Here is a 24,150-nt window from a genome sequence, read left to right as displayed (position 1 = left end):
GGGAACATGAATAGAGAATGGGATGTAGAATTTGTAGGAGTACTTGCAACGGAGGAAGAAATCCAAAAACGACCCATTATGATAAACTCTCAAAATTCGATTCAGTTCTATGTCAAACTCATATCCGATACGCCTTACGATTTTCCAAATGTTCAATTATTTACTTTTTATCCAAATGAACTTAAGCAGTATGGGTTCGAGGATGAGTACTACAGGCCAGAAGAAGATAGGAAAGAGGGTCTGGAGAGATTCCTGAACAATTATCTCATTATCTTTAAACCCGTAAAAAAGGTTCTACACAATCATAAAGAAGTGTATATGGGGAAAAATATCCGCCTTGTTCGCAAATCAGACAGTTATACTGATGGAACTACGTACATACCTTTTCCTGTTTTTAGTCAAGAAGAACACGGTATTACATTTGATGTCTTTGTAAGTAAAATCATTAATAATGGGTATGTTGGGAAAATACATAATATTTCAAAAGATCTGAATGATACCCCTCAATTTATACTTTGGAAAGAAAATGAAAAATATAAAATTTTAGGTGAGTTTACCAGTCATCAATATGCGTTTGGAGGTTTCTCATTCCAGTTAGCAAATCAACTAAAAACTCAAATTTTTCAGGAGCGTTGGCTGGAAGATTGCTACAGCACTCCAGAGAATCCGACCTTAATATTTATACCATTGAATATTGTACGTGAGATAGATCAAGTCATGAAAGAATCTCTTCCATGTGAAGCATTGTTGGGACAAATGGAAGCGTCTTCAACGTTGCAGAAGGAGGGCGAGGATAAGAAGCTGATGGATAAAGAGAACATGCAACCAGATGCAACAAATCCTTATTATGACGAAAACAGATTTATGGAACACTTCATCCAGACAACAAAGGAGATGGGCTTGCAGTATAACGAAAAAGATTTGTATAACTTTCATGCGGCTATCAAATCCGGTTCCCTCACCATTCTTGCCGGCATGAGTGGTACCGGGAAATCCAAACTAGTGCAAGCCTATGCGAGAGCGCTTAATCTGGATGACGATCAATTTTTGATGATTCCTGTTCGCCCTTCCTGGACAGATGATTCTGACCTTATTGGATATGTTGACATGATGAATATGGTGTATCGCCCGGGAGACTCAGGATTAATGAATACGCTGATTCAGGCGCAAGAACATCGTGAAGACAAGCTGTATATTATTTGTTTTGACGAGATGAATTTGGCGAGAGTGGAGCATTATTTCTCTCAATTTTTGTCTGTGCTCGAGATGGAACCGCAGAAGCGCTTCATCAAGCTGTATAACAAAGATCTTACCGGAAGACTGTACAATACGGCACAGTATGAACCGGAGGTCTTGATACCGGAAAACGTTAAATTCGTGGGCACCGTAAATATAGATGAGTCCACCCATCATTTTTCGGATAAAGTGCTGGATCGTGCGAATGTTATCTCTTTGGAAGTATTGCCTTATTCCGGACTAAGAAGTTCGGGACAGAAAGAGCGGAAGCAGCCGCGAGATCAGCAAGGGAGGAAAGCAATTTGCAGCTGGCAAGACTTTAAAAGTTTTTGCAATATGGATAAGTTTTCGCTCAGCGATAGGGAAGTCGATATGTTATGGGGGATTCATAATGCTATGCAGGATTGTTCCAAAGATTTCGGTGTTGGCCCGCGTATTGTACGCCAAATTGATGCATACATGGGGAATGTGCCGGTCAATCCGCATTTGTCCAGAAAGGATGCAATGGATATCCAGATAGTCCAGCGTATATTTACCAAGCTAAGAGGACCAGAAGGGCTGCTAAGAGATTTAATTGGGAAGATGGATGGGAACGGAAATGTAAGCGATAGCATGTTGGCGGAACTGCTGAATGAATATGCAGATGTCTCGGATTTCACAGAATCAAGGAAAGTCCTGATTCAAAAAGCGAAAGAGTTGAAGAACAATGGTTATACAATCTAATCGGCTTCCATTCTCTCTGTCATTTATTATCGGAAGTAAGAATAAGCAAGAAAACAAAACGGTATATCGCTTTTATGAGAATGAAAAACAATTTTTTGAACAAATTGATCATCCGTCTGTGGATTTAATGGAAAATCAGGATATCAAGATACGGTTCATTGCGGACAATGATCATGCCAGGCTATATATGTACGGGCTGGACATGATTCCATCATCTGAAGTGAAGATGGATGAGCAGGGGGAAGCTTACATTCAGCCGGGCCACGAGATGATTACATTGTTCACGAAGGATTATTATCCTCTCATTCCTGGCGGTACTTATCAAATCCGCGTTGTAGCCGATAATCGAACATGGTTTGCTCCTTTTGCGATTTTGCCGAAGCAATTGACATTTGAGCAGTTGGATATAATGAAGCAACAATTAGAGGAAGCGATACGAGGCTTGGCATTTGATTTTATTAGTAAAAGATATTCACAAGGAGGCCAGATCGGAAAGGCAATGCCGCCAAAGTTACTAATGCAATTCATGATTATCAATAAACATTTTACGGAGGTCATGGCGGCGTTAAGCGACCTTTATTCAAAAATTAACTTCAAAATGAGCAAAGAATATCAAATCGTGCGGTCAGACGAAGCCAAAGTAATAGATGGAGTCACGATTCGCCACCAATTGAAGCATCCTGAACTGAAGGGACATCTTAAAGCCCCGATTCGTACGATCACGTACAAGTTACCCGAAAATGTATGGTTGAAACGTATGATAAGGCATTTGATATCGATTTTGAATGAATTTATGTCCTCGGTCGAAAAATATGAAAAACAATTAATCGAAGAAATAGAGCAACTGCAATTGTTCGAACAGCAACAGAGTACTCGCAATGTACTTCGGGAAAAACAGAAAGTGCATCGTGAGCTATTAAAATATGTTGACATCGTTCAGCGCATGAAAATAGGCTTCCAATATATTAAGTCAGCACCGTGGTATGATAAGGTGGACGAAGCAGGGGCAGGAACGGTGCCTTATGTTTTGACTACAGATTCGAGATACCGCTCCATTTATTTGCTATTTTGCGAGCTCCAGCGGGATGAACCGGAGTTGACTCTGGACCCGTTATATTTAATTCAGTGGAAGCGTACGGATTTGCTTTATGAAATGTGGGCTTATTTCGAAATTATAAAAATAATAAGAGATGACCTGCACTTCCATCTTGCCAGCGGAGGAATATTCGATCTGGACATCGGTCATAAGGGGGCGTTGATTCCCTCGCTTCCCGAAGGGGAGAGGGTAACCTTTGAAAAGGATGATATTCACCTTCATTTTATCTACAATGGAGTGATTCCCTTAACAAGCAAAGAGACAAAACCGCTGGAACATCCTCTATATATGAGACAGCAACATAACCGCCCAGACGGGAGACTGGATGTATACAGCAAGGGAATATACTGCGGCTCCATCATGATGGACTTTAAATATCGGCCACTCACAAATTTCTGGGACACGAATCGTATTTATCGTGACCGCACGCAAGCGATGAGACAGTTGATTGCCTATAGCGATTGTCGATCAAATTATTTATATGGATTACGCGGCAAGCAAAGAGTGACGCCCGTTCCCGAGGTATGGGCTTTCTATCCCGTTAAGAGCGGAAGGACTGAAATCCCTACATCCTCGGATGATCATGATATTTGCTTTATTCCATTGAGTCCAGGTGAAGATAATTCTTATGTCGGGAGTGAACTGGAGAGAGTAATCCAACAGATGTTGAAAGATTGCGTAAGTGCCTCCCTCGATTAAAAGCCAGTCGCGCGGCACTATATCATGCTGATTTTTGCGGCGTTACATCATATTTTTGAAGATATCCTTATCGGAACAGCCGAGAGTCCAGTGATTCGTTCACCGGGCTTTTTTCTTTGCCGTCGGCTTGGTGCTGATTTTTTTATTCTTAAGCGTTCCTGAGCTTGTTTCCCGGCGGGGGAACCTTTTGAAGTCCGATTTATATGAGTTGTATTTTTTAGTATTGAAATACTAAAACGAACGGTGGTATATTTAAGGCATAAAGTCCTAATGCAAGGGGGTGGTTATTTGAACGAGCAATTTTGGAATATTTGTTTGCTGCATGATATCTACACACGAGACCAGCTCCTCCGTGAAGCATTGCGTGTAAACAGGACGAAGCAGAGCCTTGAACAACATGCTGCACCTGTTCAATTGGAAACCGAACCGGAGAAGCTGTTCCAGTGGATGAAGGAGCATGTTGAAGTACAACAGTTAGGGCATTTTCCGGGCGATCGGGATTTATTCTATAAATTGTATCATGCAGGTAAGCAAATAGATATGCTGGAGTATGCGCTTCAAACATTACAGCATGATCGGGTAACCGGAAATGTCATCGTGCCAACGAGTATCATGACGATGTTCCTTGATCAGTGCGAACGGAATCAGTACAACAGTATCCTTGTAGCAGAGGCGGAGAAATATATACGCGGAATCTGGGAGACGCAGTGTTATAAGAAAACTACATATCAGATCACGTTATTGACCGAGAGTTATATCTTGGCACAAGTGTTTCGCACATACTTTGCACCTTATCCGAATGTATCGGTCATTCAAGGCACGATTTATCAACCGTTACCTTTAGAAGATAAGTATGATGCTATACTGACCCTTCCACATTTCGGTATGAAAATAGATGAGCAAGAGACTAGTATGATGATCCGGGATTCGGAAGGTGTAGCGGTTCATCATTTGCTGCCCCTGCTGCAAGATCACGGAATGCTCAGCGTAACGCTGCCCGCACGCATGATGTTCCAAGCCGGTGAGTATGCGAACTGGCGCAAGCAGCTTCATCAAGCCGCACCTGTACATGCCATTGCATTACTTCCGGACGGACTCCTTCGTCCCTATACTTCTGTTCGCATGTATCAATTAATGTTAGGTACTAGGATGTCGGAAGAAGTGAAGCTTGTCCGAATGCGCGCCAAAGGGACGGAGCTTGTCATCGAGCAGGAAGCGGAGTTGTCTCCCGATCATTTCGCGGCATTGAAGGATTGGCGGATTGACCTGTTATTGGACAACAATCAGGATGCGCTGCGTGCATTTCGCGATGCTCAAGTGCCGAAGGTGAAAATGAGCGAGATTGCAGAAATATTCCGCGGCAAGTCGATTATGAAAAACGACTTGAAACCGGGCAAGATTAAAGTGCTCAATATATCCAATATTGAGGATAGCGAAGTTGTGCTCAGGCAACTTGACACGATAGACGAGGAAGAGGGTAAAGTGAAGCGGTACGAGATTTTTCCTGGCGATTTGGTCATGACTTGCAGAGGCACTGTGACGAAGCTGGCTGTATTTCCACAGTGTGATTCGATCGTGATCGCTTCTGCGAACATTATCGTCATTCGGTTTAAGTCAAAGGTACGCAGCCATTACGCCAAAATCTTTTTGGAGAGCCCAACAGGTATGGCGCTTATCCAGAGCTATCAGCGGGGAACGACAGTCATGAACTTGAATCCGGCTGATGTAGGCGAGATTGAATTGCCGCTTCGTCCGGAAGCAGAGCAAGATAAGCTGATTCAGCGCTATATTCAAGAGAAACAACGCTTCTTGACCTCCATCCAGCAAGCTGCAGCGAGATGGGAGCAAGTAAAAAATAACGTATACAGCGAGATATTCTAAGGGGGATTGAAACATCATGGCTACAGCCAATCTTGGATTTGAAGAGAAGCTATGGAGTATGGCGGATAAACTGCGAGGAAGCATGGATGCTGCAGAGTACAAGCATGTCGTACTGGGGCTGTTGTTTCTCAAGTATGTATCGGATGCATTTGAAGAGAAGTATGAAGCATTGAAGAATGAACCATATGCCGACCCGGAAGACCGGGATGAGTATCTGGCCGCGAATATATTCTGGGTGCCGAAGGATGCGAGATGGAAAAATATTAAGGATAACGCCAAAAAACCCGAAATCGGACAAATAATCGACCAAGCGATGATGGAAATCGAACGAGAGAACCCTTCTCTGAAAGGGGTATTGCCGAAGGATTACGCAAGACCTGCACTGGACAAAACCCGATTAGGCGAAGTCATTGACTTGTTCTCTTTTAAGGTGGGGGACGAAGAGAGTCGTTCCCAAGACGTACTTGGGCGGGTATATGAATATTTCCTCAGCAAATTCGCAAGCGCGGAAGGGAAGAACGGAGGGGAGTTCTATACGCCTTCCAGTGTCGTGCGGTTGCTTGTTGCGATGATTGAACCATACAAAGGCCGGGTGTACGACCCTTGCTGTGGCTCGGGCGGTATGTTCGTGCAAAGCGAGAAGTTCGTCGAAGAGCATCACGGGAAGCGTGGAGATATTGCGGTATATGGTCAAGAATCGAATCCAACGACATGGCGTCTCTGTAAGATGAACTTGGCGATTCGCGGCATTGACAGCAACTTGGGGGAGAGTCATGCGGATACATTCCATAATGATCTTCACAAGAGCCTGAAGGCTGACTACATTCTTGCCAATCCGCCGTTTAACATTAGCGATTGGGGCGGCGACCGGCTGACGGAAGATGCACGTTGGACGTTTGGCGTTCCTCCTGTGGGGAATGCGAACTATGCATGGATTCAACATATGGTGAACAAGCTGGCTCCTAACGGCATTGCGGGATTTGTACTAGCGAATGGTTCGATGTCGACCAGCACGACGGCAGAATTCGAAATCCGCAGCAAACTGGTGAACGCCGATCTCGTGGACTGTATTGTGACGCTCCCTGGGCAGTTGTTCTATTCGACGCAAATTCCGGTATGTCTCTGGTTCCTGGCGAAGAATAAGACTCCACGCGGGTTGCGCGACCGCAGAGGCGAGATTTTGTTCATTGATGCTCGCAAAATGGGACATATGGTGGATCGAACACATCGTGAGCTTAGTGCAGAAGATATGAAGAAGGTAGCAGATACGTATCATGCGTGGCGCGGACAACCAGAAGCGGGAACGTATGAAGATGTGAAGGGCTTCTGCAAGGCAGCGAAGCTGGAGGAAGTGCAGGAGCATGAATATATATTGACACCGGGTCGATATGTCGGCATTGAAGATGTGGAGGAGGATAGCGAGCCGTTCGAGGATAAGATGGCGCGCCTGACATCGGAGCTGGCGGAACAGTTCGCGAAGTCGCGGCAGCTGGAAGACGAGATTCGCAAGCAGCTTGGGGGGATCGGGTTTGAGTTTTGAGGGATGGAAAAAGGTTAAATTAGAAGATATTCTTGCTTTTTCTAATGGGAAAAAAAGACCTTTGGAGAATGGGAAAATCCCGGTTTATGGAGGAAACGGGATAATGGATTTTACTGAGATCAGCAATTCACAAGGGGAAATAATAATAATTGGACGTGTTGGGGCTTATTGTGGGAATGTATACTACGAAAACCGACCTTGTTGGATATCGGATAATGCAATTGGTGCGAAACCTTTGGAGGGAAACTCGGGGAAATTTTTGTACTATAAATTACGGAGTTTGGATTTACACAATTTACGAGTTGGAAGTTCCCAACCACTTTTGACACAATCAATCATAAAAGAGATAGTTGTGGGAATCCCAGCATTCTCTGAACAAGTTGAAATCGAAGCAATATTGTGTGCAATTGACGACAAAATCGAACTCAACAACACCATCAACAAAAATCTTGAAGAAATGGCACAAGCTATATTTAAACGTTGGTTTGTGGATTACGAATTTCCTAATGAAAACGGAGAGCCTTATAAGTCCAGCGGCGGTGAGTTTGAAGAAAGTGAGTTGGGGTTGATTCCTAAGAAGTGGAGAATAGCACCGTTAAGTGAAATAACAAATGTCTTGATGGGACAGTCCCCTAAATCAGAATTCTATAATACCCTTGGAGAGGGGCTTCCTTTTCATCAGGGAGTTTCTAATTACGGTAGCAGATTTCCGACACACAATACTTATTGTACTCAAGCACTAAGAGTAGCTAAGAAAGGCAGTATTCTAATAAGTGTACGTGCTCCTGTAGGCAGACTTAATATAGCAGATGAAGATATTATTATTGGAAGGGGCCTTGGAGCGATAAGTTCTAAAGAAAAATGTAATTCATTTGTATATTACCTATTAAAAAGGATATTTGCTATAGAAGATCAGCATGGTTCTGGAACAATATTTAACTCAATTACAAAAAAAGAATTAGAGAATATTAAAGTGATTGTCCCAAATAGATCTATAGTTAGAGAATTTGAGAATATTGTCATTAACATTGATGGGCAAATATTTAATACCGCTAAACAAAATGTTTCATTAATAAACATCCGCGACACCCTTCTCCCCAAGCTCATGTCGGGAGAGATTCGCGTACCGCTAGATCAGGCTTAACTACTTCAGGAGGTTGAGACATGGCGCTATATACGGTTTCCTATGCAGAGAGCGATCTCGAGCAAGCCGCGCTGGAATGGTTTGAGGAACTGAACTATGACAAGGCTTATGGTCCTGATATCTCCCCGGAAGGCGAGTATCCGGAACGACAGTACTATCAGGATGTGATCTTGGAGGAGCGGCTTCGCGATGCTCTCATTCGCATTAATAAGCAGGTACCGCGAGAAGCCATAGAGGAAGCGGTACGGATCATTACGATTCCGCGCAGCCCAAGTCTGTTAATCAACAATAAGGCATTTCAGAAAATGATCACCGATGGGATTGACGTGCAATATCGCAATGCCGACGGAGATTACCCAACGGCGAAAGTCTGGATCTTCGATACTCATCCCGATCGAATTCATAACAATGACTTTCTCGTTGTGAATCAGTTTACGGTCATCGAACATCAGACGGAGAAGCGGCCGGACATCGTTGTATTCGTCAACGGACTGCCGCTTGCTGTCATTGAGCTGAAGAGCGCCTCCAATGAAGAAGTCGGGATCAGCGACGCTTATAATCAAGTACAGACATATAAGCACGCGATTTCGTCGCTATTTACCTATAACTCTTTCATGGTTATTAGTGATGGAGTGAACGCGAGAGTCGGAACGCTGACAGCAGATGAGGATCGGTTCATGATGTGGCGGACGATCGACGGTAAGGATGTAGCCGCCTCCTCGATTCCACAACTGGAAGTATTAATTAAGGGGATGTTCGAGAAACATCGTTTACTGGATATCATCAAGCACTTCGTCTTGTTCCAGACAGATGGCCAACATATTTACAAGATTGTAGCGGGATACCATCAGTATCATGCGACTAATAAAGCGATCGAGAGTACGAAGCGCGCGACACTGCAAGAAGGGGATCGCAAGATCGGGGTGATCTGGCATACGCAAGGTTCTGGCAAGAGCTTGTCGATGGTGTTCTATGCAGGCAAACTCGTGCTGTCCTTAGACAATCCAACAATCGTCGTCGTGACCGATCGTAACGACCTAGATGATCAGCTCTTCGCTACATTCAGCAAGTCGAAGGATCTGCTTAGGCAGATACCGCAGCAGGCTAAGGATCGGGCGCATTTGCGAGACTTGCTGGCGGTAGAATCTGGGGGCATCATCTTCACTACCGTACATAAATTCACTCCAGAGGAAGATGAGGCAGCATATCCTGTCCTGACGGATCGCCGGAATGTCATCGTTATCGCGGATGAAGCCCATCGCAGTCAATATGGATTCCATGCCGAAATGGTAGGCAAAGACGATGAAGCGGCTATTAAGTATGGTTACGCGAAATATATGCGCGATGCGTTGCCGAACGCATCTTATATTGGATACACGGGGACCCCGATTGAACTAGCGGATAAAAATACGCCAGCTGTATTTGGCGATTATATCGATGTGTACGACATGACGCGTGCAGTTGAAGATGGGACAACGGTTAAAATTTACTATGAAAGCCGTATTGCTCGCTTGGAGTTATCCGATGAAGAGCGTCCGCGGATTGATGATGACTACGAGGAAATCACGGAATATCAAGAGTTCAGCCAGCAACAGAAGCTGAAGTCGAAGTGGGCCCGACTCGAAGCCTTAGCGGGCGCGGAAAAACGTGTCAACAAAATAGCGAAAGATATCGTGACCCACTACGAACAACGGCAGGGAGCGATGGCAGGTAAGGCGATGATCGCCGTCATGTCCCGACGGATTGCGATTGATCTGTACAAGGCGATTATTGCGCTTCGTCCGGAATGGCATAGTGATGATGACAATGAAGGCAAGATCAAGATCGTCATGACAGGCAGCTCCAGTGATCCCGAAGAATGGCAGCCGTATATCGGGAACAAGCGCCGTCGTGAGCATTTGGCAAAACGAATGAAGGACTTGAACGATCCTCTGCAAATTGTCATCGTCCGCGATATGTGGCTGACTGGCTTCGATGTTCCGAGCATGAGTACGATGTATATCGACAAGCCGATGAAGGGGCACAATCTCATGCAGGCCATCGCCCGCGTCAACCGGGTATTCGGCAATAAACCAGGCGGACTTATCGTCGATTATATCGGTATAGCGGATAGCCTCAAATCGGCATTACAGCAATATACCGAAAATGATCGCAAGACAGCAGGCATTGATACGGATCGGGCCGTCGATTATATGGTAGAGAGAATCCAGTTAATCCGTGAGCTATTATATGGTCACAACTATACGAAGTTTGCATCGGAGAAAGCTTCGGAACGGATGCAGGCTATTGTGGAGACCGTAGACTACGTTCTTGGTCTAGGCAAAGAAGATAAGCGTAATTTCCTGAATTGGACAGTAGAGTTGGCGCACTCTTATGCGCTCTGTGCGACGACGGAAACGGCAGAGCAATTGAATGTGGAAATCAGCTTCTATAAGGCCGTCAAGTCGGGAATCGTGAAGTTGATTACGCCTGAGAACAAAAGGAAGACTACCAGCGAACTGGATGCCCAGTTAAATCAGTTGATCTCGAAGTCAGTGATTTCGGAAGAAGTCGTAGATATATTGGAAGCGGTAGGCTTACAAAAGCCGAATATCGCGATATTATCCAATGAGTTTTTGGAGCATGTAAAAGGCTTGAAGCAGAAGAACCTGGCTGTTGAACTTTTACGACGCCTGCTTCAAGGTAAGGTGAAAGCTGTCTCCCGCACCAGTGTGGTTCAGTCTCGCAAATTCTCCGAGATGCTGGATGAAGCGATTCGGAAATATAATAATCGTACGATCGAGACGACTCAGGTGATCGAAGAGTTGATCCAGATGGCGAAGGAGATGAATGCTGCTGTCAAGCGCGGTGAAGATCTCGGTCTTATTAAGGAAGAACTTGCATTCTATGATGCGCTTGCTTCCAATGAATCCGCGAAGCAGATGATGGGTGACATCGTATTGAAGCAGATTGCGCATGAGTTGACACAAGCGATTAAGAGCAATATTAAGGTGGACTGGGCATTGCGTGAGAATGTCCGGGCACAGATGAGAGTCATTGTGAAGAGACTACTGAAGAAATACGGATATCCGCCGGATCTTGAACAAATGGCGATTGATCTCGTGATTGAGCAGGCGGAAGTAATGGGGAAGTCTGAGTTAGAAGAATTCTACTATTAAAAATGTAATCTTTAATATGATAATATGATCATCTATAAAAATTTTTAAGAGAGGAGGTTACACAACTCCCTATGGCATCACTATTTGCATTTTTGGGTGAGGTGAGCGAGGAGCTCTATGCCGTAGCGATACAAGCAGAGGCGGATGTGTGGAGCAACCCGCGCGCGACCCTTACCCAGGGCAGATTATTTAGCGAAGAAATGGCGACGATGGTGTCTAAGCAGGAGAAGGTGGAGCCCGTTTATTTTATAAAGCCGAGCGAACGTGTGCAGTTATTAGCCCGCAAAGATATCATATCGGATGAGATCAAAGAGAGCTTCGATTGGTTGCGTAGGAATGGGAACATGGCTGCCCATGATGTGAAGCCCGTACCGCCGGATCTGGCCTTAACCGCTCACCGGCATTTATTTACGTTAGCTTTATGGTATGTGGAATCGTATGGGCCGCTAGAGATTGAACTTCCGACTTATATCATGCCAACCATGCCTTCGAACCCGGCGAACACACAGGTAGAACCAAGGTTCGAAGTGAGCGAGCAACTGAAGCAGTTATTGAGTGCACAGGTGGAAGCACAGATTTTGCCGACAATTACGGAGCAGTTTAAGCATTTGCATGCGACGATTAGCCAAGTTGCTGGGATGAATGCTTCTGTCTCTGCAGGTGCATCGTTACCCGGGGAAGAGGCTGCTGACATGGCGGCTTCCGTGGGGATGTCGCCGCAGGAAATGAATGCTGTTGTTGCGAGCGTGGAAGCAGCTGCGCCAGAGGAGTTGGCTTCAGAGCAACCTCCAGTCCCGGAAGTGGGCAAGTCGGTAGAAGTGGGCGATTACCTCTCCCATCAAGGACTGACGGTGGTCGACAAGCGGCCTAATGGCGGGGCACTGTGGATTGTCGGCGGCTGGGAGCTGAAGGAAGCGTTGTTCTCTCTCAAGCCGCAAGGGATCTTTTTCAAATATGCCAAGAACGGCAGTCAGTCGACGAAGCGGAAGTCTGCTTGGTTCATGATCGGGAAAAACCCGTCCCAATCGCGCTGGGTCAGCCTCCCGGCTGAAGAGGGGAGCAATAAGGACGTAGCGGTTACGCAGGAATTCAGTGCTGATGTTGTATCATCTGGGAAAGCTGGCATAACAAAGAACACGGTAACGTGTGAACGTGCCGGGCAAGGGCATTGCTCAGCGCCTAAAGTAGCAGAACAGACCGAAACGCAAACGCAAGTGACAGGTCCGTTCGAGGTGAATTCGGAAGTACCAAGAGAAATACAGTCCGAAGAACCGCAAAGGGTGCAGGTTCCGTCTCTAGTGCAGTTTGGCGAGCCGTCGACAGTACATAACGTACCACCGTCTCAAGGAGAATCTATAAGTGAACAAACAATGCAATCTACGCAAGACTTAGAGACCGTCAATGAAGAAAGAACCGAATTACGGAAGTCTTTTCTCAACAAGGAACTGATCTTTCCAGCGTCAATGATAGACATGGGTCTTGATGACCTGCCTATTAATGGTTGTGCGAGCTTGATGCAATATCTGAAGGATGAATGCAACGTAACGGCGATTCATGAGCTTCCTGAAGATCTTTCGAATTTGACGGAGAAGATAAGCGGTGTCGGACCAAAGACAATTGATCGTTTCGTCAATCAATTGGAGGATGCGATTGCGGAAGAGAAGCGTCTAATAGGATCAGGTAAACGAAAAGAACATGCGGTGGGCGCCTATCGCGAACTCAAAAAGCGGTTGGGTCGCCGACCTACGTACATGGAACTGCATCGACTTGGAAAGGCGGATAGTCAAGAATATCGGCAGTTATTCGATTCCTATTATACGTTCTTGCTGCAAGCAGGTGAGCTCACCAAGGAAGAAGCGGGAACGGCAAGAAGACATGCAGATTGGCTAAAAGAAGTAGAAAGTACAATTATCCGAAAGAGCTATAAGATGGTACTGTTGCTTGCCATGCTTGAACGAGGCGAAGGCGGCTGGATGAAGCCGATTACTGCGGAAGAAGCTGCCCCATTCTTTTATGGGTATTATATGAGCGACCCAGAACGCAAACAGATTGACTTCTCGGATAACGAGACGAAAAAACTATGGGACGCTCCGTTAGAACGTACTGCCCAACTTATAGCTCGTATGCCGATGGCTCACTGGGGGAAGGGGAGTAGCCTGATTCGCATTTCAGATGGCAGTTTCGAGATACGCCTTAAGACTAAGGAAACGGATCAGAAACGATTATATTCGTGGACCAGGGAGATTTGCGAGTACCGGCTGTGCTGGTATTTTGACCGGAGGAAAGGAACCTGATGCTCGATGGGAGACATGAAATTATTTCGGCTCGTAGGCAATGCAGTAGAAGAGTTAAGCGGATATACAGTAACGGTAGAAAAATCATTGCAAACCTTGATGGAGCGAAACTTGGAGGCGTTGTTGGGCATTCGATTCCTGGTTTCCGAATATTCTACGGGCAAGAAGCATCGGGGAAGAATCGACACGCTCGGCATTGATGAGAATAACTCTCCGGTTATTATTGAATACAAGCGCTCCACGAATGAAAATGTGATCAACCAAGGCTTGTATTATCTGGATTGGCTGATGGATCACCAAGCGGACTTCGTGGTACTGGTCATGAATCGTCTAGGTCATGAGATAGCCCAATCCGTCGATTGGAGCGCTCCAAGACTTCTATGTGTAGCTGGAGGATTTACCAAGTACGATGAACATGCTGTACAGCAGATTAATCGCAATATTGAATTATATACATATAAACGGTATGGTGACGATCTGCTACTGCTCGATTTGGTGAATGCAACAACGGCTCATTTCGAAACGGAGGACGGGGAACTTCTGGAAGCCAAGACCCCATCTTCGTCCAAGACAGTTTCCGAGTACCTTGCCCAAGCAAGCGAGGAACTGACGAATCGTTTTGAAGCGTTGCGTGCCTTTATGATAGCGCTTGGAGACGATGTACAAATGAACACGCTGAAGCATTACTTTGCGTTCAAACGGATAAAAAATTTTGCATGTGTTGAGATTCACCCGCAAACCAAGTGCATTTCCGTATATGTGAAAGTCAATCCCGATTCGGTTGAACTGGAACCATCCTTTACGAGAGATGTGCGCCAAATTGGCCATTACGGGACGGGAGATTTAGAGATAACGATCGCTAATGATGAACAACTGGAACGAGCGAAAGAGTTGATTCAGCGAAGCTATGAGATGAGTTGAAGCAGACGTATACATGACAGGGAGATCAGTTGAAGTTATTCCAATTGGACTCTCTGTTTTTCAATCACTACAAGATAAAAGATAGGTTGACGGATGAGGCTAGATACTCGAACTTCCAGATCACCGCTTTCCCTCGGGCCGTAACGATTGAGGCAGTGACGCAGGACCGGTTCGCGGGCAGGCGCCATCGGTCGAGCGATTGCCGCAGCCTGCTTCGGCCCATACGTGGCTTGCCGTAATCTGCTCCGCCAATACGCAGCTTGCCGCAGCTTGCTCGGCCATACGTGGCTTGCCCGCAGCCTGCTCCACCATACGCAGCTTGCCGCATCCTGCTCGCCAATACTGCAATAATGCAGCAATTTCATTGACACGAGTATGCGAAATTAGGATTGCTGCAAAAATACAGCAATTCCGCTGCGGCAAGCTATAGATTGCGTCCAAAATGGGAAAATGATGTAATTTTGCAGGATTTTCTCGGAATTTAGCTTCTTAAGATGAAAAATGCTGCGCTGGTGCAGCATTTTTCATGTGGAGCAGTTTGCTCTAACCTAGCCTGACCTGCCCTGCCTTTCCTGGCCCCGCCCTTCATAAGAAAAAAGACTGTCGACAGGACTTTGCCGACAGTCTGAAGCGGGGCGCATGAGGCGCCCCGCTTGTTCTATGTCAGCCGGAACCGTTCGAGGTGCTCCCATTGCCGCTCCTGCCGCAGAATCTCCCGCTGGCGCGGGCCGATGAGATCAAAGTGGGGAAAGGGGCGGCGGGCATGGATATAGCGCGGGTTCAGGCCATGCTTTACGCACCAGGCGGTCAGGCGGGCCATGTCGGCACATCCGACCTTGGTGACGGTCGTGATTCCCGGGAAGCGTTCATCCTGCCAATAATGCGTCAAAAAAGCGATTTCCCCGCGAGCAACGCGACGCTTCCACTCGTTGAGCTCCGTGCGGGATATGCCGAAGGCCATCATACACCATCCTTATTGCTCTGAAGTGCTACCGCAAGCCGTGTCCCGGGCATCTTCCTCAGGAACGGAAGGTACCCGCTGCGGAGCAAGCAAGCACTCCTTCATTCTACTCCTCATTATATAACATCCGGGCTATCGCTTCCCGCCATTCCGCATTTTCCGGCTTGACCCTCTCGTTGCGTCACCCCGTACACTGCATAGGAGACGCCAGTTCAGCGCGGTGATGCGCAGTAAGAGCTACAGAAGCGCAGTAAGAGCTACAGATGCGCAGCCAAAGCTGCAGTTGCGAAGCCAGAGCTGCAGATGCGCAGTCTCTGCATCAACGACTGCAACGGTGCGACATAACAGGAGGGATTCACCATGAAAATAAACGTCATCGACACGATGGCCATGTATGAACGAATGTATGATCAACCGGCAGCCAAGCGGGAGCAGTTGTTCCGGTATGAGCTGATGCAGCCGTTCGAGCCGATGTGGACGACGATACAGGTGCCGCTCAAGGCGGCGCAGCCCGGCGGATATGATGTCGTGATGGCCGCCGGGATGCTCGGCTGCCTCGATGCCGCACGCGATGACCTTGGGCAGCCTGCGGTGAAGACGCTGCGGGAGCAGGGCTGGCCGGAGAAGGCGCAGCAAGTGCTGGAGCAGTGTGCCGCCTATGCCGGCCGCTTTGGACTGAAGGTGAAGGCGGATGAGATCCTGTGCGGGTTCTTCCTCGCCGATCCGGACAAGCTTCGCCTGCAGCGCAGCTACACCGGCTTCGGCGGCATCCCCGGGTATATCCAGATTATCGTGTACCCGACGGAATATAACCTGCCTCGGCTGCCGTCGATCTTGGCTCATGAATTCCACCACAATCTCCGCTTCTCTTACACCGATTGGGATCACGGCAATGTGACGCTGGGCGAATACCTCGTCATTGAAGGATTGGCCGAATCGTTCGCCAAGGAGATGTATGGGGAGGAGCATCTTGGGCCGTGGGTCGCCTCGTTCGACGAAGAGGATCTCGCTTATTCGATCGAGGTGATTGGGGAACGGCTCACGATGAAGGGATTCGCCGAAGTGGCCGCCTATATGTTCGGCGACGAGATCGCGCGGGCGCAGGGCTTTCCGCCGGCGGGCCTGTCGGAATGCTCCGGATATGCCGTCGGATACCGGGCCGTCCAGTCATTCCTCGCGCGCACCGGCATGACCGCGGCCGAGGCGACGACGCTGGATAGCTGGGACATTGTGCGGGAATGCGGCTTGTTCTAAGGATGGATTTCCGCTTTTTCTATTTTGCAAGCAAACGAAGGTCTGAATTTGTCTAATATAGGCGAAAAACGTTCATTTTCTGTGAAATCAGTGAATGAACGTTTTTCTGTTGCGGTTTTTTATTTATTTTTCTCTTCCGAGAGCGGATTTTTAAAATTCATATCATGCCCTATAGGGAAGGATATCGGAGGGATTTTTTGGAACCTCTCTCTAATCTCCCCTGTTCCCGGGTCAGGAGGGCTGAGGAGGAATAAAGTGGGAATATCAAGGGTGAGATACAGGCAGGAACATGTTACCCTTGAATAGGGCCCCAAAAAAAGGGAAAAAGGAGTTGTCGGATGAAGAAATGGTATTCGTATGCATTATGCTGCGCCCTGGCCATCCTGCTGGTGAGCTGTGCGCCGCAGCACGGCGATAGCCGGACCGAACCCGGCGGCGGAACATCGCCCCGGCAGGAGACGGCCTTGGAGAAAGCGAGGCGGGAAGGATATGTTACCGTAGGCTTCGCGAATGAGAAGCCGTATGCGTACGCCACGCCGGATGGCCAACTGACGGGCGAGGCCGTGGAGGTGGCCCGGGAAGTATTGAAACGGATGGGCATCGAGGAGATGAACGGCGTCCTGACGGAGTTCGGTTCTCTCATTCCGGGGTTGAAGGCGAAGCGGTTCGACATCATCACCGCGGGAATGTTCATCAATTCCGAGCGGAGCAGGGAAGTTGCCTTTGCGAACCCCGAATACAGCATTGGCGAGGCGCTCGCGGTCAAGAAGGGGAATCCATCCAATCTGCGCAGCTACGAGGACATTGCCGGCAGCAAGGATGTCAAAGTCGCCGTCATGGTGGGTGCCATCGAACTCGAATATTTAGCAAAATCAGGTGTCGCGAAGGAACAAATCGTAACGGTGCCGGATCAACCGTCGGCCATCTCGGCGCTGCAGGCGGGTCGTGTGGATGCGGTGACGATGACCGGACCATCCTTGCAGGCGATGCTTGACTCTACGAAGGACGATCAACTGGAGCGGGTCATGGATTTCGAGCAGCCCGAGATTGACGGGAAAAGCGTAAGAGGCTATGGCGCGGCGGCGTTCCGCAAGGAAGATGCCGACTTCCGGGAAGCATTCAATCAAGAGCTGGAAGCGTTGAAGCAGTCGGGCAAGCTGCTTGAACTGCTCGAGCCGTTCGGATTCACGGAGCAGGAGCTGCCTGGAGATATGACGGCGGAACGGCTGTCGCAGGAGTGAAGCCATGAAGACTTCCGCCATGCTTGAATATGCGCCTGCGCTGCTGCAAGGAGCGTGGGTCACGCTGCAAATTGTATGCTTCTCTATGATGCTGGCCTTCTTCTGCGCTTTTGCGACGGGATTGGCTCGCCTGTCCAAGTACCGCACCATCTGCTTTGTCAGCGGGGTCTACGTAGAGGTGTTACGGGGAACTTCTTTGCTGGTTCAGTTGTTCTGGTTATATTTTGCGCTGCCCATGCTGCTCGACGTCCGCATGCCGGCGATGACCGCGGCCGTGCTCGCGCTTGGCTTGAACTATGGCGCGTATGGTTCCGAGGTGGTGCGGGGTTCGATCCTGTCCGTGCCCAAGGGCCAGCATGAAGCGGCCATCGCGCTTAATATGAGTCCGTGGCTCCGGATGAGAAAAATCATTTTGCCGCAGGCGATGGCGCTCATGCTGCCTTCGTTCGGCAATCTGCTTATCGAGCTGCTGAAGGGGACATCGGTTGTTTACCTCATCACATTAATGGATTTGACCTACCAAGGGATGGTATTACGCTCCTTCGACAACTCCAGCACGCCGCAGATTTTTGCGTTATTGCTCCTGATTTATTTTATCATGGCCTATACCTTGACGCTCGGCATTCGTTTTTTGGAGCGCAGGGCCGTGAAGGGGAGGATATAGCGTATGTGGAGTTGGGACTACGCATTGGAGATTCTTCCTCAACTGCTGCAGGTACTTCCGATTACGATCGGAGCGACGCTGCTCGGATTTGCGGCGGCATGTCTGCTCGGATTGCCGTTGGCGCTTGCCCGCCGATCCCGATATCGAGCCTTATCCGTGCTTGCGAATGCGTGGATGGAATTCATCCGCAGCACTCCGCTGCTCGTTCAGTTGTTCGTACTCTTTTACGCATTACCGCTTTATGGCATTTCATTCTCCCCGTTTGTCACCGGAGTCATCGGATTGGGTTTGCATTATAGCGCTTATCTTTCTGAAGTATTTCGCTCGGGAATCGAGGCGGTGCCCGCCGGTCAATGGGAAGCGGCCAAGGCGCTTAACTTCGGCAGGCGGAAGTCATGGACGAACATCATCCTTCCCCAGGCCATACCGCCCATCATTCCCGTCATGGGCAACTATTTGATTACGATGTTCAAGGAAACTCCCGTCTTATCGGCGATTACGCTGGTCGAACTGCTGCAAACGGCGAAAGCGATCGGTTCCGGCTCATTCCGTTATCTGGAAGCCTTTACGCTGGTCGGCTTATTGTTTCTGCTGCTTAGCTATCCGTCATCCCTGCTTGTCGGCAGATTGGAGAGGAAGTATCAGATCAAATAGGGGGTGAAGAGCAAAGATGGAAAGCGTTCCATGCAGACCGCTGGCCCCGGACACGGCGCACGAACCAATCGTCATTTATCGGGATATCTGCAAGTCATACGGCTCAGTGAGCGTGCTGCAGGACATTAATCTATCCATTAATCCGGGGGAAAAGGTTGCCGTCATCGGCCCAAGCGGATCGGGCAAGACGACGCTGGCCCGCCTGCTGATGACATTGGAGCGGCCCACCTCGGGAACGATTCAAGTCGATGGCGAGTGGCTGTGGCACCAGGAAGCGAAGGGGAAGCTTGTGGCGGCGAAGGAAAAGCATCTGCACAACGTACGCGGAAAAATCGGCATGGTCTTTCAGCACTTTCACCTTTTTCCGCATATGACCATTTTGCGCAATGTGACGGAAGCGCCGGTGCACGTATTGGGATGGAGCAAGGAGGAAGCCGAAGCGCGCGCGCTGGAAATGCTGGCCAAGGTCGGGCTGGCAGACAAGGTGAATGAATACCCTGCGCGCTTGTCCGGCGGGCAGAAGCAGCGCGTCGCGATTGCCAGAGCCGTAGTCATGCGTCCGAAGGTGATGCTATTCGACGAAGCGACCTCCGCGCTCGATCCGGAGCTGGTCGGCGAGGTGCTGGCGGTCATCAAGGACTTGGCGGCCGAAGGCGACATGGCGATGATGCTCATCACGCATGAAATGGATTTTGCCAGGGAGATTGCCGATCGGATCATCTTTACGGATGGCGGGTCCATCGTCGAACAGGGAACGCCGGAGCAAATCTTCGAGAACCCGCAGAGCCCGCGTTTGCAAGCTTTTTTGAGCCGCTTCAGACAGACGTGGTATATGGGAGGAATTCAGCAAGCTTCACCATCTGCGGAAGAGGAGGGGATCTGAGCATGGAAGCAAATGTAACGCGCTCCTTGCCCTGCACGATCCGCAACGCGCGGAAGGGCGATGGAACGGAATTATGGAAGATGGCGAAAGAGAGCGGGACGCTAGATGTCAACTCGGCCTATTGCTACATCATGCTGTGCGAATATTTCGCCGATACCTGCTTCGTGGCAGAACACAATCGGAAACTTATCGGTTTTGTATCCGCGCTGCGGCCGCCAGAGATGCCGGACACGTTGTTCGTATGGCAAATCGCGGTGCGCGACGGCTATCGAGGCAGAGGGATCGCCGAATCGCTGCTCCGCACATTGCATGATGCGGCATGCCGAGCTCGGGTGCGGTTTATGGAGACGACGATCACGCCGAGCAACACGGCTTCCCAGCGCCTGTTCGCCAAGATGGCGAAAACATGGAAAAGCGCGCTCGTGACGAAGGAGGGATTCTCCGCTCATCTGTTTCCGGAAGGAGCGCATGAGACGGAGAAGCTGATCCGCATAGGGCCATTGCGCCACAATACACACGATAGAATGGAGACGGTGACATGAAGGTATTGGATGGAAGAACGCCATCGCTGCAAGTATTCGATTCGCTGGAGTCTGAGGTGCGAAGCTACTGCAGGTCGTTCCCGGCCGTATTTACGAAGGCGCAAGGCTATAAGCTGTGGGATGCCGACAATCGCGAATATATTGATTTTTTCGCCGGAGCCGGAGCGCTCAACTACGGGCATAACAACCGGGCGATGAAGCGGAAGCTGCTGGACTATATTCAGCAAGACGGCGTGACGCATAGCTTGGATATGGCCACGAAGGCGAAGGAACGATTTCTGCAGAAATTTCACCAAGTCATTTTGAAGCCGCGGGGACTTGAATACAAGGTGATGTTCCCTGGACCGACAGGGGCGAACTCGGTAGAAAGCGCCTTGAAGCTGGCGCGCAAGGCAACGGGGCGAGCGACCGTCTTCAGCTTCACGAATGCCTTTCACGGAATGACGCTTGGCGCCTTGTCCGTCACGGGCAACAAGTTCAAGCGGCAAGGGGCGGGCATCCCTCTGCATCATACGGTCACGATGCCGTATGACGGATATCTGGGTCCGGATATCGATACGCTCGACTATATGGAATGCTATATGAATGACAGCGGAAGCGGGGTGTCGCGGCCGGCCGCCATCATCGTGGAGACCGTTCAAGGGGAAGGCGGGATTAACGAGGCGAGCAATGAATGGCTGCAGCGGCTGGAGCGGATTTGCCGCAGCCACGAGATTGTGCTCATCGTGGACGATGTGCAGATGGGGTGCGGCAGGACAGGGACCTTCTTCAGCTTCGAGCGGGCGGGCATTACGCCGGACATCGTCTGTCTGTCCAAATCGATAGGCGGATACGGGCTGCCCATGGCGCTTACGTTAATCCGCCCCGACCTGGATATCTGGGAGCCTGGCGAGCACAATGGCACGTTCAGGGGGAATAATTTGGCTTTTATCACCGCAGCCGAGGCACTTGACTATTGGAACAATGAACGCTTTACGCAAGACATCATGGCAAAAGGAAAGATCATTCGCTCTTGCTTGGAAGAGCTGGTCGCACAATATCCTGAACTACAAGGAACGGCGAGAGGCCGGGGATTGATGCAGGGGATTGCCTTCGGCATCCCGGGCATGGCGGAGCGACTCTGCGCCAGAGCCTTTGCGAAAGGGCTTATTATGGAGACATCGGGTACAGACAGCGAAGTGGCGAAGATTATGCCGCCGCTCACGATTGATGACACGGGTCTGCTTGCAGGCTTGGATATTTTGCGAACATGCGTGAAGGAAATGGCGGAGGAGTTGTAACCAGCCATCCTCTCACGGCACGTGGAATTTTGGAGAATATAAACAATTAGGAGGAATTTGCGATGATCGTCAAGCAATTATCTGATATTCTCGGCACGGAACAGGACGTGAAGGCGGAGACATGGAACAGCCGCAGGTTGCTGCTCAAGAAGGACGGGGTCGGTTTTTCCTTGCATGATACGTTAATCAAGGCAGGCACGGAGACGGAAATCTGGTACAAACACCATGTGGAGGCAGTCTACTGCATCGAAGGAGAAGGGGAAATCGAGGTGGTCGAGAGCGGAGCCGTCTATCCGATTCAGCCTGGCACGTTATATGTGCTCGATGGTCACGAGAAGCATCTGCTGAGAGGGAAGAGCCAGATGCGCATGCTGTGCGTCTTCAATCCGCCCTGCACGGGCAATGAGGTGCATGATGCGGAAGGGGCATATCCATTAGAAGTCTAATCGCGGGCGCATATGAACGAAGACTGTGTCATGACAAAAAAGGCCGGAACGCGAATGGCCGATACATTTTCAGGGAAGGAGCCTGATCATATTGACAGGACAAAGCCAAGCTCGGCAGGCCGCAAGAACGCCGGATTTATATCCGTCCAGAGTGAATACGGAGACCTTATTGTTGAAGCGCCAGGATCCGGTTGTCTACAACCATGCGATCGGGCAGGCGGAGATAACGGCCGATCAGCTTGCTTCTTATGAAGCGGACGGATACTTGTTCCTGGATTCGTTCTTTAGCGAGGACGAAGTGCAGGTATGGAAGCGGGAACTGGTCCGCTTGTTCCAGGATCAGAAGGACAGCGCGAAGCCGGAAGTGATTCGGGAGCCGGGCAGCGAAGAGATACGCTCGATTTTTGCCGTGCACCGGGAGGGCATATTCCAGCAGCTGGCGAATCACCCGAGAATTATCAAGATCGTGGAGCAGATTCTCGGCAGTCAGGTCTATGTGCACCAATCGCGCATTAATTTCAAGCAAGGCTTTACGGGCAAAGAGTTCTACTGGCATTCCGACTTCGAGACATGGCATGTGGAAGACGGCATGCCGCGCATGAGGGCATTGAGCTGCTCCATCGCGCTGGAAGAGAACAATGCGAACAACGGTCCATTAATGGTTATCCCCGGCTCGCACCGCACGTTCGTCTCCTGTATCGGGGCCACGCCGTACGACCATTATAAGTCATCGCTGCGCCGCCAGGAATACGGCATTCCCGATCGGGACAGTCTCATACATCTGGCCAATCAAGGCGGCATTGCGGCGCCTACGGGCAAGGCCGGCTCCATTCTATTGTTCGATTGCAACGTGATGCATGGCTCGAACAGCAATATTACGCCGTTCCCGCGCAGCAATGTATTCATTGTCTATAACAGTGTCGATAATCAGCTTGAACCGCCGTACTCAGGCAAGCCGCCAAGACCTGATTTTATTGCGGCCCGTTCATTCTAGCTGAGGATGAGAGAGCGATGAATCGCTTGCTCGCTCATATGGAGAAGACCCATCGCGCGGTGGGTCTTCTTTTGCCGTAGGGCCGGCATGGGCGTCGTCTTTCAATAGAATCTCCTAAAAAGGAGACGGATTGCCTTGCGGAGGCCTTCATCTTGAATTTAATAATAAAACCAAATATGGATCTTATAATATAATTGATATATAATCTTCCGCCTCCTCGCTATACTGAATGGCTTACAGTCTGAATTATAGAAAAATAGTCAATACTGCTCAGTATTACGTTAATAGGAGCGGATTGATAAATGTGGACCTCATTAAGCAGTAGTGACAATTTGATCATGGACATGTTTAACGTAGCATTGCAGTTGGAAGAGCCATGGAAACTGACGCATATTGAGTTTGACGATCAGGAACAAGCTTGGCACTTGCATCTTGATTTTGAGCGCGGGGCAGTATTTGCCTGTCCGCGGTGCAGCGCTGAATGTAAGGCATACGACAGTGAGATCAAGCGCTGGCGACATCTGGATTTCTGGGACTGG

19 protein-coding genes and 1 pseudogene are annotated in these 24,150 nt (G+C 49.1%); 18 read left to right on the top strand and 2 right to left on the bottom strand.

The features are described 5' to 3' along the window. Positions 1 to 6: 6 nt before the first annotated feature. The 8 genes from ABD76_RS16885 (at position 7) to ABD76_RS16850 (ending at position 14,692) form a co-directional block, all read left to right on the top strand. Positions 7 to 1,959: an McrB family protein gene (locus tag ABD76_RS16885; RefSeq protein ID WP_197258395.1), complete on the top strand. Its 1,953-nt coding sequence runs from the start codon at positions 7 to 9 to the stop codon at positions 1,957 to 1,959. Then, entirely contained in the window at positions 1,943 to 3,754 is a 1,812-nt protein-coding gene (locus tag ABD76_RS16880) for a DUF2357 domain-containing protein (RefSeq protein ID WP_197258394.1), read from the top strand. The genes ABD76_RS16885 and ABD76_RS16880 overlap by 17 nt, the downstream gene beginning before the upstream one ends. Before the next feature lie 288 nt (positions 3,755 to 4,042). Next, complete coding sequence (locus tag ABD76_RS16875) at positions 4,043 to 5,635, top strand: restriction endonuclease subunit S (protein WP_242069611.1); 1,593 nt, start codon at positions 4,043 to 4,045, stop codon at positions 5,633 to 5,635. Positions 5,636 to 5,651: 16 nt separating this feature from the next. Then, positions 5,652 to 7,175 carry a class I SAM-dependent DNA methyltransferase gene (locus ABD76_RS16870; protein WP_197258393.1) on the top strand — a complete coding sequence of 508 codons (1,524 nt, stop codon included), beginning with the start codon at positions 5,652 to 5,654 and terminating at the stop codon, positions 7,173 to 7,175. Further along, on the top strand, positions 7,165 to 8,319 hold the full coding sequence (locus tag ABD76_RS16865) for a restriction endonuclease subunit S (RefSeq protein ID WP_197258392.1): 1,155 nt from the start codon (positions 7,165 to 7,167) through the stop codon (positions 8,317 to 8,319). Before ABD76_RS16870 ends, ABD76_RS16865 begins: the two co-directional genes overlap by 11 nt. Positions 8,320 to 8,339: 20 nt before the next feature. Further along, positions 8,340 to 11,477 (top strand): type I restriction endonuclease subunit R, encoded by a 3,138-nt coding sequence (locus tag ABD76_RS16860; RefSeq protein WP_197258391.1) that lies wholly within the window; start codon positions 8,340 to 8,342, stop codon positions 11,475 to 11,477. A gap of 71 nt (positions 11,478 to 11,548) precedes the next feature. Further along, on the top strand, positions 11,549 to 13,771 hold the full coding sequence (locus ABD76_RS16855; RefSeq protein ID WP_197258390.1) for a DUF4145 domain-containing protein: 2,223 nt from the start codon (positions 11,549 to 11,551) through the stop codon (positions 13,769 to 13,771). A 6-nt stretch (positions 13,772 to 13,777) separates the two neighbouring features. Next, positions 13,778 to 14,692, top strand: coding sequence for a DUF5655 domain-containing protein (locus tag ABD76_RS16850; RefSeq protein WP_197258389.1), 915 nt, complete (start codon positions 13,778 to 13,780; stop codon positions 14,690 to 14,692). A 120-nt stretch (positions 14,693 to 14,812) separates the two neighbouring features. Here ABD76_RS16850 and ABD76_RS16845 read toward each other — a convergent pair whose 3' ends face one another. Both ABD76_RS16845 and ABD76_RS16840 read right to left on the bottom strand, forming a co-directional pair. Continuing rightward, the gene (locus tag ABD76_RS16845; RefSeq protein ID WP_197258388.1) at positions 14,813 to 15,004 is read right to left on the bottom strand and encodes a hypothetical protein; all 192 of its coding nucleotides are present in this window, start codon (positions 15,002 to 15,004) and stop codon (positions 14,813 to 14,815) included. A gap of 346 nt (positions 15,005 to 15,350) precedes the next feature. Then, complete coding sequence (locus ABD76_RS16840) at positions 15,351 to 15,653, bottom strand: hypothetical protein (protein ID WP_197258387.1); 303 nt, start codon at positions 15,651 to 15,653, stop codon at positions 15,351 to 15,353. Between the two features lie 360 nt (positions 15,654 to 16,013). On the opposite strand from ABD76_RS16840, the gene ABD76_RS16835 reads away from it, so the two are divergent. The 10 genes and pseudogenes from ABD76_RS16835 to ABD76_RS29010 all read left to right on the top strand — a co-directional run. After that, entirely contained in the window at positions 16,014 to 16,907 is an 894-nt protein-coding gene (locus tag ABD76_RS16835) for a DUF2268 domain-containing putative Zn-dependent protease (RefSeq protein WP_197258386.1), read from the top strand. Between the two features lie 338 nt (positions 16,908 to 17,245). Continuing rightward, positions 17,246 to 18,148 carry an ectoine/hydroxyectoine ABC transporter substrate-binding protein EhuB gene (gene ehuB / locus ABD76_RS16830; RefSeq protein ID WP_197258385.1) on the top strand — a complete coding sequence of 301 codons (903 nt, stop codon included), beginning with the start codon at positions 17,246 to 17,248 and terminating at the stop codon, positions 18,146 to 18,148. A 4-nt stretch (positions 18,149 to 18,152) separates the two neighbouring features. Further along, a complete protein-coding gene (ehuC, locus tag ABD76_RS16825; RefSeq protein WP_197258384.1) occupies positions 18,153 to 18,812 on the top strand; it encodes an ectoine/hydroxyectoine ABC transporter permease subunit EhuC in 660 nt (219 codons plus the stop codon). 3 nt (positions 18,813 to 18,815) lie between these two features. Next, positions 18,816 to 19,466, top strand: coding sequence for an ectoine/hydroxyectoine ABC transporter permease subunit EhuD (gene ehuD, locus ABD76_RS16820; protein WP_197258383.1), 651 nt, complete (start codon positions 18,816 to 18,818; stop codon positions 19,464 to 19,466). A 16-nt stretch (positions 19,467 to 19,482) separates the two neighbouring features. After that, positions 19,483 to 20,349, top strand: a complete 867-nt coding sequence (gene ehuA / locus ABD76_RS16815; RefSeq protein WP_197258382.1) for an ectoine/hydroxyectoine ABC transporter ATP-binding protein EhuA — start codon at positions 19,483 to 19,485, stop codon at positions 20,347 to 20,349. Positions 20,350 to 20,351: 2 nt separating this feature from the next. Beyond that, positions 20,352 to 20,891: a diaminobutyrate acetyltransferase gene (gene ectA, locus ABD76_RS16810; RefSeq protein WP_197258381.1), complete on the top strand. Its 540-nt coding sequence runs from the start codon at positions 20,352 to 20,354 to the stop codon at positions 20,889 to 20,891. Beyond that, positions 20,888 to 22,171: a diaminobutyrate--2-oxoglutarate transaminase gene (gene ectB, locus ABD76_RS16805; protein ID WP_197258380.1), complete on the top strand. Its 1,284-nt coding sequence runs from the start codon at positions 20,888 to 20,890 to the stop codon at positions 22,169 to 22,171. Before ectA ends, ectB begins: the two co-directional genes overlap by 4 nt. Positions 22,172 to 22,233: 62 nt before the next feature. Then, positions 22,234 to 22,617 carry an ectoine synthase gene (locus ABD76_RS16800; RefSeq protein WP_197258379.1) on the top strand — a complete coding sequence of 128 codons (384 nt, stop codon included), beginning with the start codon at positions 22,234 to 22,236 and terminating at the stop codon, positions 22,615 to 22,617. 91 nt (positions 22,618 to 22,708) lie between these two features. Next, positions 22,709 to 23,611, top strand: coding sequence for an ectoine hydroxylase (gene thpD / locus ABD76_RS16795; protein WP_197258378.1), 903 nt, complete (start codon positions 22,709 to 22,711; stop codon positions 23,609 to 23,611). Positions 23,612 to 23,913: 302 nt separating this feature from the next. Then, positions 23,914 to 24,150: pseudogene (locus tag ABD76_RS29010) on the top strand (hypothetical protein); the annotation flags it as partial.

Source organism: Paenibacillus dendritiformis (genome assembly GCF_015845845.1).
GTDB classification, from domain to species: domain Bacteria; phylum Bacillota; class Bacilli; order Paenibacillales; family Paenibacillaceae; genus Paenibacillus_B; species Paenibacillus_B dendritiformis_C.
The sequence above is the reverse complement of the archived record's forward strand: the minus strand, read 5'-3'. Positions and strand labels throughout refer to the sequence as shown.

Coding starts and splice junctions, on each gene's coding strand:
- ehuC (WP_197258384.1), top strand. CDS start 18,153: ATGAAGACTTCCGCCATGCTTGAATATGCGCCTGCGCTGCTGCAAGGA.
- ABD76_RS16850 (WP_197258389.1), top strand. CDS start 13,778: ATGGGAGACATGAAATTATTTCGGCTCGTAGGCAATGCAGTAGAAGAG.
- ABD76_RS16840 (WP_197258387.1), bottom strand. CDS start 15,653: ATGGCCTTCGGCATATCCCGCACGGAGCTCAACGAGTGGAAGCGTCGC.
- ABD76_RS16880 (WP_197258394.1), top strand. CDS start 1,943: ATGGTTATACAATCTAATCGGCTTCCATTCTCTCTGTCATTTATTATC.
- ehuB (WP_197258385.1), top strand. CDS start 17,246: ATGAAGAAATGGTATTCGTATGCATTATGCTGCGCCCTGGCCATCCTG.
- ABD76_RS16860 (WP_197258391.1), top strand. CDS start 8,340: ATGGCGCTATATACGGTTTCCTATGCAGAGAGCGATCTCGAGCAAGCC.
- ABD76_RS16845 (WP_197258388.1), bottom strand. CDS start 15,004: ATGGTGGAGCAGGCTGCGGGCAAGCCACGTATGGCCGAGCAAGCTGCG.
- ehuD (WP_197258383.1), top strand. CDS start 18,816: ATGTGGAGTTGGGACTACGCATTGGAGATTCTTCCTCAACTGCTGCAG.
- ectB (WP_197258380.1), top strand. CDS start 20,888: ATGAAGGTATTGGATGGAAGAACGCCATCGCTGCAAGTATTCGATTCG.
- ehuA (WP_197258382.1), top strand. CDS start 19,483: ATGGAAAGCGTTCCATGCAGACCGCTGGCCCCGGACACGGCGCACGAA.
- ABD76_RS16835 (WP_197258386.1), top strand. CDS start 16,014: ATGAAAATAAACGTCATCGACACGATGGCCATGTATGAACGAATGTAT.
- ABD76_RS16870 (WP_197258393.1), top strand. CDS start 5,652: ATGGCTACAGCCAATCTTGGATTTGAAGAGAAGCTATGGAGTATGGCG.
- ABD76_RS16855 (WP_197258390.1), top strand. CDS start 11,549: ATGGCATCACTATTTGCATTTTTGGGTGAGGTGAGCGAGGAGCTCTAT.
- ectA (WP_197258381.1), top strand. CDS start 20,352: ATGGAAGCAAATGTAACGCGCTCCTTGCCCTGCACGATCCGCAACGCG.
- ABD76_RS16800 (WP_197258379.1), top strand. CDS start 22,234: ATGATCGTCAAGCAATTATCTGATATTCTCGGCACGGAACAGGACGTG.
- ABD76_RS16885 (WP_197258395.1), top strand. CDS start 7: ATGAATAGAGAATGGGATGTAGAATTTGTAGGAGTACTTGCAACGGAG.